Origin of the sequence: Streptomyces sp. NBC_00726 (assembly GCF_045161735.1) — a bacterium.
In the GTDB taxonomy this organism is placed as follows: Bacteria; Actinomycetota; Actinomycetes; order Streptomycetales; family Streptomycetaceae; genus Streptomyces.
Window position 1 is genome coordinate 172,984 of sequence record NZ_CP108984.1, and the last position, 13,459, is coordinate 186,442.

Genomic DNA, 13,459 nt, shown 5'->3' on the forward strand with positions numbered 1-13,459 from the left:
AACTCCTGTCCCTGTCAACTGGGCCGGTGGACGCGGTCAGAGACCGGCGGCGGCCTTGAGCTGCTCGACGCGGTCGGTGCGCTCCCAGGTGAAGTCGGGCAGCTCGCGGCCGAAGTGCCCGTAGGCGGCGGTCTGCCGGTAGATGGGGCGCAGCAGGTCCAGGTCGCGGATGACGGCGGCCGGGCGCAGGTCGAAGACCTCGCGGATGGCGCTCTCGATCCGGGCCTGTGCGACCTTCGCGGTGCCGAAGGTCTCCACGAAGAGACCGACCGGCTCCGCCTTGCCGATCGCGTACGCGACCTGGACCTCGCAGCGGGTGGCGAGGCCGGCGGCGACGACGTTCTTGGCGACCCAGCGGGTCGCGTACGCCGCCGAGCGGTCGACCTTCGACGGGTCCTTGCCGGAGAAGGCGCCGCCGCCGTGCCGGGCGTAGCCCCCGTACGTGTCGATGATGATCTTGCGGCCGGTGAGGCCGGCGTCGCCCATCGGGCCGCCGATCTCGAAGCGGCCGGTCGGGTTGACCAGGAGCCGGTAGTCGTCGGTCTCCAGCTTGATGCCCTCGTCGGCGAGTTCGTTCAGGACGTGCTCGACGACGTGCTCGCGGATGTCGGGGGCCAGCAGGCCGTCCAGGTCGATGTCCGCGGCGTGCTGGCTGGAGACGACGACGGTGTCCAGGCGGACCGGGCGGCTGCCCAGGTAACCGATCGTCACCTGGGTCTTGCCGTCGGGGCGCAGATAGGGGACGGTGCCGTTCTTGCGTACCTCGGTGAGGCGCCGCGAGAGCCGGTGCGCGAGATCGATCGGCAGCGGCATCAGGCTCGGCGTCTCGTCGCACGCGTAGCCGAACATGAGCCCCTGGTCGCCGGCGCCCTGCTGGTCGAGCGTGTCGTCGCCGGAGCCGTCGACGCGCTTCTCGTACGCCGTGTCGACGCCCTGCGCGATGTCCGGGGACTGCGCGCCGATGGAGACGGAGACCCCGCAGGAGGTGCCGTCGAAGCCCTTGGCGGAGGAGTCGTAGCCGATGTCGAGGATGGCCTGGCGCACGATGCCCGGCACGTCCGCGTACGCCGATGTCGTCACCTCGCCCGCGATGTGGACCTGTCCGGTCGTGATCAGGGTCTCCACCGCGACGCGGGAGCCCGGGTCCTGGGCGAGGAGCGCGTCCAGGATCGCGTCGCTGATCTGGTCGGCGATCTTGTCGGGGTGTCCCTCGGTCACGGACTCCGAGGTGAACAGACGTGTCGTCATGACTCTCCTGAGGTGTGAGGTGGGGCGGTTGGCGGTGACCGCGGCGGTCACCGGATGCGGCGGACCACCGCTTCGAGGGTGTGGGCGAAGGCCCCGGCCGGTGTGGCGGTGCCGGTGAGGACCACTCCGGGCGGCCGGGAACCGGCGGCGACGAGCTGTCCGGCGAGCGCGTGGGCACGCTCGCCGCCCCCGCAGAACGCACCGAGCACCAGGGGGCCGCCGAGGCCGGTCAGCGCCCCCACCACGGCGTCGTCGGCCGGGGCCGAGGCGTCCGCGTACGGCGGCGGCCGCAGCAGCACCACGGCCTCCGGCCCCCGGTAGGCGTAGGCGACCCGGGTCAGCGCGGACAGCGGGGTGCCCGGCGCCCGGACCAGGCAGACGGTGCCGGTGCCGGGGTGCGCGGCGGGGCGCAGCTCCGTCAGGGCGGCCCCGCGCCGGGCGCCCGGCCGGCCGCGCGGTGTCCGGTCCGGCGGTCCGGCGAGGAGCGCGAGCGCCCCGCCGACCGTCGTCGCGGGCGTCGCCGTGCGCGGCAGTTCGCGCAGGGCGTGCGCGGTCCTGGTCAGCAGGTCCTCGGCCTGGGCGAGACCCGTCCCGAGACAGGTCGCGGTGAGCACGAGGCCCCCTTCGTCGTCCCGGTGGGCGACGAGCGTGAGCGGGAATCCGGTGCGCGCGCCCAGCGTGTCCGGGGTGCTGACGCGGACGCCGAGCGCGGCGAGCGCGGGTGCGAGGTCGCCGGGCGGGCGCGGCCGGTTCTCGAAGACGACGAGGCTGCCGGTGCGCGGGACGGCGGGGGCCGCGTCCGGGGTCGCGTTCGGGGTCGCGTTCGGGGCCGCAGTCGCGACCACGTCCGGCGCCGCGCGGCCGCCAGGGCGGGTCCAGGACCGTATACGCCCCTGCGACACCCACTCGTACCCGGCCACGTCCAGGGCCTGGTCGCGCAGGCGGGCCGGGAGTTCGGCGAGCGGAGCGTACGGGTGGACGCCGGCGGTCATCGGCAGCGGGTTGCGCAGGGCGGCGGGCAGCCGTTCGACGCCGTCGAGGAGGATGCCCCGGCCGGAGACCGCCGCGCTGAAGCCGATGTCGGCCGCGCCCTCGTGGCCGCCGGCCCGGTAGAGGGCCAGCGCCCACACGGCGTGCAGAGCACTGCTCTCGGGGCAGCCGAGGCCCCCCGCCCAGGCGGCGAGCCGTTCGCTCTCCTCGGGCGTGATCCGGGTGCGGACCTGGCCGCTGCCGTCGCCGGCGGGCGGCAGCGTGGCGGGGGGACCGGGCGGGGCGTCGCGCCAGAACTCGCGGGCCGGGGCGGTGTCCTGGGCCGCGAGCCAGCGCGTGTAGTCGCCGAGGTCGGGGCGGCGGGCGCCGCCGGGCAGCTCACCGCCCGCCAGGTAGGCGCGGTAGAACTCGTGCAGCAGCAGCCGCACGCTCCAGTCGTCCAGGAGCGCGGGGTGGAAGCTCAGCAGGACGCGGGTGCTGCCCGCCGCGTCCGGGCCGCCGCCCAGGAAGGTGACGCGCAGCGGTCCCGGGCGGCGCGGGTCGAGTCCCCGGCGCCGGTCGGCCTCGACCAGCGCGTGCCAGTCGACGCTGCCGTACGGGAAGCGCAGCACTTCGGGCCCGGCGCCCTCATGGCAGACGATCCACGGCTCGGGCCCCTCCTCGAAGGCGGCCCGCAGCACGCTCTCCCGTTCGGCGACGGACTGCCAGGCGGCGGCGAGCCGTTCCGGGTCGAGCGGCCCGGACCAGGTGACCGCGAGCTGTTCGCACCAGCCCTCGGCGCCGGGGTGCGCGTCCGCGTCCGCGAGGAGTTCGCGTTGCAGCGGGGTCGGCTCGATCCGGGGCGCGGGCCCGGGGCCGCTCTCCGCGACGGTGAGCAGGTCGGCGAGAAGCCCGGCGGGGAAGGGCGCGGCGGCGGGCCCGTCCGGGGTCAGGCGCAGGGTGTGGTGTCCGTCGTCGCCGGGTTCCAGGCTCGGCCGCCAGGCGGGGGCGGGGTGCGTCACGAGCCGGGCCAGGCGGTCGAGGGCGGCTTCGACGCGGTGCGGGTCCACGGGGCCGCGCAGCTCCAGGACGGGTGCGGCCGGGTCCGGCCCGTCGAGGCCGAGGACGACGGTCATCGGGCCGCCGGGGGTGGCCCGGGCGGAGGCGGTGGGCGAGGAGTGGTCGGTGGTCATCGTCCTGCGGGGCACGCATGCGGGAGCGCGGCGGACCGGCTGCGGCGCGCATGCGGGAGACCCCCTCCCTCCCCTCTGTCGGCGAATGCGGAACGAGTATGCGAGGGCCCGCCCACACGGGACCGACACGGCACCGACACGGCGGTGGTCCGGTGGTGGGGCGCCGTGGTCCCGCACGGTTCCGTCGGGGAGGCGGCCGGGCCCGTACCGTACGCGGGCGTACGAAGGCCCCGCGTCGCCCTCCAGCGGGACTGGACGCGGGGCCGAGCGGGGCACGATTCAGCCGAGGAGTTCGGTTACCGCCCCCGCGAAACCCGTGTCGAGCATGGTGCGGACCGTCGTGTCGGCGGAGCCGGCCAGGCCGGTGTCGTGGCAGGCGACGCTGAGCATGTACCGCCCGCCCAGGACCCGGTGGGTGGCGAACGCCCAGTCGCCGTCGGCGGCGGGCCGGCCGTCGGGCGCGAGGAGTTCACCGCCGCCCTCGGCGAAGCCGAATTCGGTGAAGTCGAGCCGCAGCCCCTGCCCGAGCGCCTTGGTGTACGCCTCCTTGAGCGTCCACAGCCGCAGCAGCCGCGCCGCCCGCTCGCCCTCCGGAAGGTGTTCCAGCGCCCCGCGCTCGGCGGGCGTCAGTACGTGTCCCTGGAGCAGGTCGTACGACATGGGCCGGGTGGCGGGTTCGACGTCGACGCCGATCCGGCCGTTGCGGCTGATGCCGACGGCGATCATGTCCTCGGTGTGGGTGAGGCTCACGTCGATCTGGTCGAGGCTGCGCAGGTAGGGCCGGCCGCCGATCCGGTACGCCAGGTCGAGTTCGGCCGGTGCGGTGCGCAGGGCGGCGGCGGCCGTGTACTTGGTGACGAGGCGGGAGGCGAGGAACCGGTAGCGGAGGGTCGGGTCCTGGGTGCGCCGGTAGCGCTGCCAGTCGCCGCCGAGCAGTTGCCGCAGCGCAGGACGGGTGACGGCCGCCCCCAGCCACTCGCCCCAGGTGGTGTGGACGACGGCGTTGCCCCGGCGGTCCATGGCCTCGCGCACCAGGTGCCAGGGCGCGCCGGGCCCCGCGACGTGCAGGGGTGCGCTGATCCGCCCGGCACCGGGCGCGGGGATGCCGGTCATGGCCTGCCTTCGTACGGGAGCGCGTCGAGGTCGTAGCCCAGTCCCTGGCCATGACGGCGGATCAGCTCGGCGAGCACCTGGTCCTGAACGCCGTCGGGCAGGGCGGGCACCGGGATGCCGAGGCGCTGCCCGGCCCGGGTGAGGGCGAGCACGGCCCAGGCGGGGTCGGCCAGGAACGGGTCGGTGCCGTCCTGGCCCTCCCGGACGGCGAGCACGGCCGCGGCGCCGACGATCCGGCTGTAGCGGTCGCTGAGCCGGACGACGGCCGGGTCGGCGAGGGCGGCGGGACCGGCCGGGATGCGGCGGCACTGGGCGCGCAGCCCGCGCAGCTCGGTCGCGAACGCCTCGGCGAGCCCGGCCAGCGCGCCGGTGTGCCCGCCGGCCTCGCGGAACGGGGCGAGCCGTTCGGCGGTCGCGACGAGCGAGGCGGCCATGAAGTCGCCGCCGCCCGCGATGCCGAGGAGCCGGTAGTCCAGGTGGGGCAGCGCGGCGCCGGCGGTGAACAGCTCGGCGGGCGGCTCCGGTTCGGCGAACCAGGAGCGTTCGGCGAGGCCGCGCAGCTGGGGCACCAGGACCGACTGGCAGGAGGCGCTTCCGGCGTGCCCGAGCCCGGCGACGGGAAGGTCGCGGCCGAGCTTGCCGAGTGCCCCGTACGCGGGGCTCGTGTGGTCGTAGCCGCGGGCGCCGAGCACCGTGGCGAGCTCTTCCAGGTTCTCCCGCAGCAGTTCGGGCACCACGTATTTGACGGCGGCGGCGAAGAGGTGGGCGCTCGCGGGCAGCAGGCTGAGGGCGCGCAGGACGGTGGTGGACATCGCGTCGCAGGCCAGCAGGTCGGCGAAGACCCCGGTGAGCGGCTTGTGCCAGCGCCGGGCGACCCCGCTCGCGCGGCCCTCCGTCGCGGCGCGCGCCGCGGAGTGCAGGACCGTTCCGGCGGCGGCGGTGACGAGCCCGCAGATCAGGCTCCGGTTCACCTGGAAGGCGCGCAGGGCGATACCGGCCCCGTCGCCGGGGTGCCCGACCAGCGCGTCCTCGGGCACGGGCAGCTCGTCGAGTTCGAGGCCGGAGAAGAGGGCCCCGCGCATCCCGGTGCTCTCCACCCGGGGCAGGTGGCGCAGGCGGTCCGGGTCCTGTCCGGCCGGGTCGAGCAGCAGGACGGAGTGGCTGCGCGGGCCGGGGGCCTCGTCGGTGCGGGCGTAGACGATGTGGAGGTCGGCGCGTGACGCGTTGAGGATGACGTCCTTGCGGCCGCTGATCAGGCGGCCGCCGGGGGCCGGGCGGGCGGTGAACTCGTGGCGCAGGATGGCGTTGGCGTGGGCGAGTTCGTGGTGCAGGATCGCGATCCGGCCGCCGCCGAGCAGCAGCCGGGCGGTCGCGCGGCGCTGTGCCTCGTCCCCGGCCGCCCACACCGCGCCCGCCGCGAACAGCGAGATGAGGCCGTGTCCCATGCCGAGGCCCAGGTCGCGCCGGAACACCGGCCGCATGGCCCGGGCCAGCAGATCGGCGCGGGTGAGCAGGCCGCCCAGGGCAGCGGGCACGAATTCGGCGCCGGTCCCCGCCTCGGTGAGCAGGGCTTCGGTCGCCTCGGGCGGGGTGCTGCGGGCGTCGGCGTCGAACAGGGCGGCGAACCCGTGCGGGTTGCCGGGGTCGTAGGGGTCGCCGAGCCGTGCTTCCAGGCGGCGCGCCCGGTCGAGGGCGTCCGCGTCGTCCGTGCGGCCGGGGGCGGTGGTGGAGGAGGGGGCGGGGTGCCCGGGGGTCTCTGCGAGGGTGGTCATGACGGCGGCGTCCGCCTCCTTCGTCGTACGGGCACGGGGTGCGGGTGGGCGTGGCTCGACCCTGCGGGCGGCCGCTCGCGACGCGGTGGAGAACGGCTCGGGAACCGCTCCACGACGGGTCCGGACGGTCGGCGCCCCGTCACAGCATGCGGATCGCGGTCTCCGCGTGCCGCTTCGCCAGGTTGAGCGTGGCCGTGGAATTGCGGCCCAGCGCCTCACGTACGTAACGGCGGGCCCGGGGCAGTCCGGCGCCCGCGCCGAGGACCTGTTCGACGGCGGTCTCGCGGAGGACGACGGTGTGCTGGGAGACGACGGTGACGCCGGTCGCGTCGGGCACCACGGACCACTCGCCGGTGTGCGCCTCCATCAGGGCGGGGGTGGCGGTCTGCTTGTAGACGATGCGCCCGGCGTGCGGGAAGCAGATGCGGACGGACTCGGTGGTGTGCGTACCGCCGTCGGCGGTGACGGTGTCCATCGCCATGACCTGGACACCGGGGGCCGGTTCGGTGAAGTCGAGGCGCGAGACGTGCGGGACCAGCTCGGGCCAGTCGCCGATGCGGTACAGGAAGTCGTAGACCAGCTCGGCGGGGCCGTGGACGCGCACCGAGTCCTCGAAGGACAGGACAAGGTCGTCCAGCAGGGTCCAGCGCTCCGCGATCCCCTTCAGACTTGCCAGCTCCGCCCGGGAGTTGGTGTCGCACGCGGTCTCGACCCAGGCCACATCGCCGGGGCGGTCCCCGGCGACGGTGAAGTCGTGCAGCAGGACCAGCCGGGTCCCGCCGCCGGGGCGCTCCTCGACGATCCAGGTGCCCTCCATGGTCTCGACCGGGGCCTGCGGCCGGGTCTGCCGGAAGGTGATGCGGCGCGCCGCCGGGTCCTGGGTGCGCTCGGAGAGCCAGGACCGCACGTCGCCGTTGGCGGTCGCCCACATGCGCAGCCGCTCGTCGCGGCCGTCGAATTCCAGGCGTTCCACGTGCACGTTGGGCGGGAAGAACAGCGGCCAGCGCTCGGCGTCCGCGATCAGCCCGTAGACGACGCCCGGCTGGGCGTCCACGTCGACACTGTGCCTCGTCCGGTGCACACGTACGTCCGACACCACACACCTCTTTCTCGGTTGTTCGTGGACCCCGCCCGCGTGGCGCGGGCGGTCCGGGAGGGTCAGAAGTTGCCCAGGCCGCCGCAGACGTTGAGGGCCTGCGCCGTGATGGAGGCGGCGGGCCCGGACGCCAGGTAGCCGACCAGGGCCGCGACCTCCTCCGGGGTGGAGTAGCGCCCGAGGGGGATCTTCGCCTCGAACCGGGTGAGGACGTCCTCGTCGGTGGTGTCCCAGGCGGCGGCGTACCCCGCGCGCACCCGCTGGGCCATCGCGGTCTCGACGTAGCCGGGGCAGACGGCGTTGACGGTGACCCCGGCCGGCGCCAGTTCGCGGCCGAGCGCCTTGGTGAAGCCGACGACACCGTGCTTGGAGGCGCTGTACGGGGCGCCGAGCAGGACGCCCTGCTTTCCGGCGGTGGAGGCGATGTTGATGATCCGCCCCCGGGTCGCGGCGTCCTGGAGCCCGCCGTTCGCCAGGGCCTCGCGGGTCACCAGGAACACGCTGTTGAGGTTGGTGTCGATGACGTCGTACCAGAGCTCGTCGGTCAGCTCGGCGGTCACCCCGCCGCCGCTGCGCCCGGCGTTGTTGACGAGGACGGTGAGCGGCCCGTACGCGGTGACGGCGGCGCGCACCAGGGCGGCGACGTCCTCGCGGGACCGCACGTCGGCGGCCTGCCCGGACACGTCGAGGCCCTCGTCGCGCAGCGCGTCGACGGTCTCCTTGACGGCCGCGTCCGTACGGGCGCACAGGAAGACGCGGTGTCCGGCGCGGCCGAGCGTACGGACCACTTCCAGCCCGATGCCGCTCGTCCCGCCGGTCACCAGGGCGACGGGACGGGTCTCGGAGGTGGCGGTCATGAGCGGTGCTCCTTCGTGGTGGCCGGGTGTACGGGGACGGCGCGCGGCTCCACACGGGCCGGCAGCGCGAGCGGGGCGGACGGCCCGACGGGCGCGAGGGCCCGGTCGAGCGCGGTCCGGCTGAGCACGGGGCCGCGCGCGGCGACGTATCCGTCGGGGCGCACCAGGAGCCAGGAGCCGGGGCGCAGGCCCAGCGCGGTGCACAGCGCGGCGCCGGGGTCGGCGAGCGGTGCGGGGCCTTCGGACCCGTCGGTGCGGCCGCCGAGGGTGCGTACGGAGAGCCATTCGCCGTACTGGGCGGCCGCGGTGACGGCGACGCCCACGGGCACGTCGCCGGGTCCGGTGCCGCCCGCGCCGAGGAGCAGGCTCCAGCGCACGTCCCGCAGCTCGCGCGCGAACGCCTCGCGCACGGTGGGCTCCAGGCCGTCCAGCGCGACGGCCCGGGCGCGGCCGCCCGGGGCGGGCCCGGTGGCGGCGGTCCCCGCAGTGGTGAGCGGGGATGCGCCGTAGCCGATGCGCAGCCCGGACATCCCGCCGAGGACCTTGCGCTGAATGGCGCGGCGCAGCGGGGTGACGTTGCGGACGACGGTGAAGACGACGGGCAGCACGGCCGCGGCGAGCAGGTTCTTCAGCTGCACGAGGACGGTGGCGGTGCGGGTGGAGTCGAGCAGGGCGGCACCGATGGGCACGCGCTCGGCGCCGTAGCTGTCGAGCAACCGGTCCGCCGCGTGGCCCTGTTCGACCTGGGCGAGCTTCCAGGCCAGGTTGTACGCCTCCTGGATGCCGGTGTTCATGCCCTGGCCCGAGGCGGGGCTGTGCACATGGGCGGCGTCGCCCGCGACGAAGACCCGGCCCTCGCGCATCCGGTCGACCCGGCGCTGCTGGAACGTGAAGACGGACGTCCACTCGCTGGGCCCGACACCGACCGGCCGGCCCAGGCCCTTGGACAGCTTCGCGCCGAGGCGTTCCTCGGCACCGGCGGGGTCGCGGTCCGGCACGGTGTCCAGGAGGCGCCAGTGCCCCTCGCGCGCATACGGCACCATCATCAGGGCCTGTCCGCCGGTGTGCGCCCAGTAGATGGTGTCGGGCGGCAGGTCCATCGTGACGGGCACGTCGGCGAGCATCCATGTCTCGCTGCTGGTGCCGGCGAGTTCCAGGCCGAGGAGCTTGCGGACGGTGCTGTGGCCGCCGTCGCACCCGATCAGCCAGGAGGCGTCCGCGGTGCTCCGGGCGCCGTCCGCGTCCTCCAGCGTCACCCGCACCCCGTCCGGGCGCTGGTCGAGGCCGGTGAGCCGCACGCCCCATTCGATGTCGACGCCGAGCCGGGCCACCGCCTCGCGCAGCACGGCCTCCGTTTCGGTCTGGCCGATGATCAGCGTGAAGGGGTACGCGGTGGGCATCGACGCGTAGTCGGCCTGGAGGCGGACCAGGCGGCGGCCCTCGGCGTACATGGTGAAGGCGGCGTTCCGGCGGCCCCGGGCGAGCATGGCGTCCACGACGCCCATCTGGTCGTACGTCTCCAGGGTGCGCGGGTGCGTGGCGACGGCGCGGCTGGTGCGCGCGGGGCCGGGGGCCGCGTCGATCAGGCGGACGCGCAGGCCGCGGCGGGCCAGTTCATGGGCGGCGGTCAGGCCGACGGGGCCGGCGCCCGCGATCAGCACCTGCGGCGGGGCGGCCGGTTCCGTGCCGGAGTTCACCATGGTCGGTCTCCCGGGTCGGGGGCGGACAGTTGGGCGGTCACAGCGCGGCGCTCGCCCGCAGCTTCTGCCGCACGGCACGCCGCTGCGGCTTCCCGGTGGGCGTGCGCGGCACGGTGTCGATCGCCTCGGCGAAGCGGATCCGCTCGAAGCGGCCGAGGCGGTCGTTGGCGCGCTCGGTGATCGCGTCCAGCACGTCGAGGACGCCGTGGCCGTACGGGTCGCCGCCCGTCCCGGCGTCCTCGCGCAGCACGATCCCGGCCCAGACCAGGGCCCCGTGCTCGGGGTCGGGCCAGTCCGCGACCAGGCAGTCGGCGACCCGGGGGTCGTCGGCGAGTATCCGCTCGATGCGGCTGGGCGAGACGATCTCGTTGTCGTACTTGAAGACGTCGGCGAGCCGGTCGACCAGGGTCAGATTGCCCTCGTCGTCCAGGCGGCCGACGTCCCCGGTGGCGAAGAAGCCGTCCGCGTCGACCCGGGCGGGGTGCTCCTCGCCCAGATAACCGGCCATCAGCTGCGGCCCGCGCACCAGGACCTCGCCGGCCGACCAGGGGCCGAGCGGGTGCCGGGTCGTCAGGTCCACGATGCGGCACTCGGTGTCCGCGACGACGGAGCCGACGGTACCGGGGCGGTGGCGGCCGGGCCGCTGGCTGTGCGTGAGCGGGGACAGCTCGGCCATGCCGTATCCCTGGATGACGGGCACGCCGAGCCGTTCCTCCAGGACCCGCGCCGCCTGCGGGCGCAGCGCCGAGCCGCCGGACAGCACGGCGGTCAGCCGCAGCCCGTCCGGCGTGCCGCCCGCCGCCAGGCGCTCGTCGGCGGCCAGGGCGTGCAGCCGGGCGGGCAGCCCGTAGTAGTGCGTGGCCCCCGCGTCGGCGGCGGCGGTGAGCGAGGCGTAGGGGTCGGGGTCCTGGCAGAGGACCTGGCACGCGCCCGCGTACAGGGCCGAGTTCAGGTGCATGACGTGGTAGAGCGGCAGGTGGTTGAGGGTCACCGAAGCGCCGGTCAGGCCGTGCGCTTCGGCGGTCTGCCAGGCGTTGGCGACGACGTTGCGATGGGTCAGCAGGACCCCCTTGGGGGCGCCGGTGGTCCCGGTGGTGAACTGCACGCACGCCACCTCGTCCGGCGATGCGGCGGGCCCGGCGTACGGCCGCGCCCCGGCGATCAGCTCGTGCAGGGGGACGGTGCCTGCGGGGGCCTGCCCGTCGGGGGCGTCCATGACCACGACGGTGCGCAGGGCGGGCAGCCCGGGCGCGATCCGCGTCAGGGACGCGGCGGTGGCGGCGGGCGCGAGGACGATCCCGGTGCCCGAGGTGCCGAGCACATGGCGCAGCCCCTCCGGCGGGAGCAGCGGGTTGACCAGCACGACGGTGGCCCCGGCCCGGATGACCCCGTGGTACGCGGCGGCGAATTCCGGGGTGAGGGTGTGGGTGACCCCGACCCGGGTGCCGCGGCCGGCGCCCGCGGCGGAGAGCCGGCCGGCGATCCGGTCGGCGTAGGCGTCGAGTTCGGCGAAGCGCAGCACGCGGGTCGCGGTGCGCACGGCGGTGCCGTCGGGGTCGCGGCGCGCGGCGCGCCGCAGCAGCCCGTCCACCGGGAGGTCGCTGTACGGGATGTCGCGCACCGGGGTCCCCTTCCTCGTACACCGGCGGCCTTTACCTCCGGATTGCCTTCACCCTCCGCCGGCGCGCTTGAGGAATCTTTGAAGAGCGCTCGATCAGCACCACGGAAGCTGGGAGAGAACCACCCGAAGAACCGCCTACGAACCGCCGAAGAACCGCCCGAAGACCCTGCGGACGAGAAGGAAGACACGATGACGGCCGATGCCACACACCTCACCGGACCCGCGCCGGACACCTCGGACTTCGGTTCGCTGTACGCCGAGGTGCAGCAGTTCTACGCCCACCAGATGCAGCTGTTCGACCGGCACGAGGCCGAGCGCTGGGCCGCCACCTTCACCGAGGACGCCGTGTTCAGCGTGCCCACGCTGGACAGCCCGGTGCACGGGCGCGCGGAGCTGGCCGCCAACGTGCACCGCAACCGGGCCCGGCAGGAGCGCGAGGGCGGGCAGCTGCGCCACTGGATCGGCATGCTCGACGTGGACGTCCTGCCCGGCGGCGTCCTGCACACCCGCGCCTACGCCCTGGTCTTCGCGACACCCCGGGGCGGTGCGCCGGTGGTGTCGCGGTTCTGTGTGATGGCGGACGAACTGGTGCGCTGCCGGGGGCGGCTGCGGGTCCGCAGCCGCGTGGTGTCGCGGGACGACCTCACGGCCGGATATCCCGCCCCCGTGCTGGTGTAGGAGCGTCAGGCGCGGCAGACCGGCAGGCCGCCGTGGTACCGCGCCATCTCCTGGAACAGCGCCCCGATGTCGAGGGGCGCGCCCGGGCGGGCGCCGCGCTCCTCCGCGTACGCCCGGTGCAGATTGGGCACCAGGCGCTCGGAGTCCAGGAGCCCGGCATACGGTCCCGGCCCCGCCTCCCGGGCGAGGCCGTACGGGGTCAGGCCGGCGGCGACGCCCTCGCGGGCGAGTTCCTGGAGGCGGCGGAAGTACCCCGCGTCGGCGTCGAGGAGTTCCGGGCCGCCGACCGGACCGTGCCCGGGGACGACCGTGAGCGGTTCCAGGGCGCGCAGCCCGGCGAGGGCGCGCAGGGAGCCGCTGACCGAGCCCATCGGGCAGAACGGGGTGACCCCGTTCATCACCACGTCACCGGCGAACAGGACGCGCGGCCCGGGCAGCCACACCACGGTGTCGCCGCAGGTGTGCGCGGGCCCCACGTGCAGGAGTTCGGCCCGCAGCTCTCCCACGTACAGCGTCATCCGCTCCTCGAACGTGACCTGCGGGACGACGACCTCCAGGTCCCCCCAGCGCACCTCGGGCCAGAGCCCCGTCAGATGCAGCCCCGCCGCGGCGGCCTCGTCCCGGGCCCGCGCATGGCCGACGACGACCGCCTCCGGGAAGACACAGTTGCCGAAGGTGTGGTCGCCGTGGAAGTGCGTGTTGACCAGGTGGCGGGGCGGCCCGGGCGTCACCGCCAGGACCCGGGCGCGCAGGGCGCGGGCCCGGTCCAGGGTGGCGACGGTGTCGACCAGGGCGCTCTCGCCACCGTCGGTGAGCAGCCCGGAGTTGTTCAGGCACCAGCCGCCGTCGCCCTGGACATGGGCGTGGACACCGTCGGCGATCTCGGTGAGCCGGCCGTCCGGCATTCAGGCCGCCGCCCGGGCGGCGAGCGCCCCGTTGACGAGGTCGAGGTACGCGCGCGGGGTCTGCGCCTCGTCCAGCGCCTCCTCGTCCAGCGCCACATCGTGGTCGCGCTCCACGATGCCGGTGACCTGGAGCAGGGCCAGCGAGTCGTAGCCCAGGTCGAGGAAAAGGGTGTCCTGGGCGGCCTCGTCCAGCGGCACGCCCTCGTCGCTGCCTGCGGCGGCGCGCAGCAGGGCGGCAAGGTCGGTCAGGTTCAGGCGGTCCACGGTGTTCCCCTCCCGGTACGGGTGATGCTCGGCGGTGTACGTA

General features: G+C 75.2%; 11 protein-coding genes. 1 reads left to right on the forward strand and 10 read right to left on the reverse strand.

Translation table 11 applies throughout. The features are described from left to right. Positions 1–36: 36 nt before the first annotated feature. The 8 genes from metK to OG338_RS30360 all read right to left on the reverse strand — a co-directional run bounded on the left by metK (position 37) and on the right by OG338_RS30360 (position 11,569). A complete protein-coding gene (gene metK / locus OG338_RS30325) occupies positions 37–1,248 on the reverse strand; it encodes a methionine adenosyltransferase (protein WP_018106341.1) in 1,212 nt (403 codons plus the stop codon). Positions 1,249–1,295: 47 nt separating this feature from the next. After that, complete coding sequence (locus tag OG338_RS30330) at positions 1,296–3,410, reverse strand: condensation domain-containing protein (protein ID WP_331741903.1); 2,115 nt, start codon at positions 3,408–3,410, stop codon at positions 1,296–1,298. A 279-nt stretch (positions 3,411–3,689) separates the two neighbouring features. Continuing rightward, positions 3,690–4,523 carry a 4'-phosphopantetheinyl transferase superfamily protein gene (locus OG338_RS30335; RefSeq protein WP_331741906.1) on the reverse strand — a complete coding sequence of 278 codons (834 nt, stop codon included), beginning with the start codon at positions 4,521–4,523 and terminating at the stop codon, positions 3,690–3,692. Further along, complete coding sequence (locus OG338_RS30340; RefSeq protein WP_331741910.1) at positions 4,520–6,295, reverse strand: acyl-CoA dehydrogenase; 1,776 nt, start codon at positions 6,293–6,295, stop codon at positions 4,520–4,522. The genes OG338_RS30335 and OG338_RS30340 overlap by 4 nt, the downstream gene beginning before the upstream one ends. Before the next feature lie 139 nt (positions 6,296–6,434). After that, positions 6,435–7,391, reverse strand: coding sequence for an aromatase/cyclase (locus OG338_RS30345; protein WP_331741913.1), 957 nt, complete (start codon positions 7,389–7,391; stop codon positions 6,435–6,437). A gap of 62 nt (positions 7,392–7,453) precedes the next feature. Continuing rightward, entirely contained in the window at positions 7,454–8,248 is a 795-nt protein-coding gene (locus tag OG338_RS30350) for an SDR family NAD(P)-dependent oxidoreductase (RefSeq protein WP_331741916.1), read from the reverse strand. Continuing rightward, on the reverse strand, positions 8,245–9,948 hold the full coding sequence (locus OG338_RS30355) for an FAD-dependent oxidoreductase (protein WP_331741919.1): 1,704 nt from the start codon (positions 9,946–9,948) through the stop codon (positions 8,245–8,247). Before OG338_RS30355 ends, OG338_RS30350 begins: the two co-directional genes overlap by 4 nt. Positions 9,949–9,985: 37 nt before the next feature. Continuing rightward, entirely contained in the window at positions 9,986–11,569 is a 1,584-nt protein-coding gene (locus tag OG338_RS30360) for a class I adenylate-forming enzyme family protein (RefSeq protein ID WP_331741922.1), read from the reverse strand. 189 nt (positions 11,570–11,758) lie between these two features. Here OG338_RS30360 and OG338_RS30365 point away from each other — a divergent pair, with 189 nt between their 5' ends. Further along, positions 11,759–12,247 carry a nuclear transport factor 2 family protein gene (locus OG338_RS30365; RefSeq protein WP_331741925.1) on the forward strand — a complete coding sequence of 163 codons (489 nt, stop codon included), beginning with the start codon at positions 11,759–11,761 and terminating at the stop codon, positions 12,245–12,247. A 5-nt stretch (positions 12,248–12,252) separates the two neighbouring features. On the opposite strand, the gene OG338_RS30370 is transcribed toward OG338_RS30365, so the two are convergent. Both OG338_RS30370 and OG338_RS30375 read right to left on the reverse strand, forming a co-directional pair. Then, the gene (locus tag OG338_RS30370) at positions 12,253–13,152 is read right to left on the reverse strand and encodes an MBL fold metallo-hydrolase (RefSeq protein ID WP_331741928.1); all 900 of its coding nucleotides are present in this window, start codon (positions 13,150–13,152) and stop codon (positions 12,253–12,255) included. Then, positions 13,153–13,416 carry an acyl carrier protein gene (locus OG338_RS30375; protein ID WP_331741931.1) on the reverse strand — a complete coding sequence of 88 codons (264 nt, stop codon included), beginning with the start codon at positions 13,414–13,416 and terminating at the stop codon, positions 13,153–13,155. Positions 13,417–13,459: the final 43 nt, after the last annotated feature.

Bases quoted from the DNA above. Each gene is read 5' to 3' on its own strand.
- OG338_RS30335 (WP_331741906.1), bottom strand. From the start codon at position 4,523: ATGACCGGCATCCCCGCGCCCGGTGCCGGGCGGATCAGCGCACCCCTG.
- OG338_RS30340 (WP_331741910.1), bottom strand. From the start codon at position 6,295: ATGACCACCCTCGCAGAGACCCCCGGGCACCCCGCCCCCTCCTCCACC.
- OG338_RS30370 (WP_331741928.1), bottom strand. From the start codon at position 13,152: ATGCCGGACGGCCGGCTCACCGAGATCGCCGACGGTGTCCACGCCCAT.
- OG338_RS30350 (WP_331741916.1), bottom strand. From the start codon at position 8,248: ATGACCGCCACCTCCGAGACCCGTCCCGTCGCCCTGGTGACCGGCGGG.
- metK (WP_018106341.1), bottom strand. From the start codon at position 1,248: ATGACGACACGTCTGTTCACCTCGGAGTCCGTGACCGAGGGACACCCC.
- OG338_RS30365 (WP_331741925.1), top strand. From the start codon at position 11,759: ATGACGGCCGATGCCACACACCTCACCGGACCCGCGCCGGACACCTCG.
- OG338_RS30355 (WP_331741919.1), bottom strand. From the start codon at position 9,948: ATGGTGAACTCCGGCACGGAACCGGCCGCCCCGCCGCAGGTGCTGATC.
- OG338_RS30330 (WP_331741903.1), bottom strand. From the start codon at position 3,410: ATGACCACCGACCACTCCTCGCCCACCGCCTCCGCCCGGGCCACCCCC.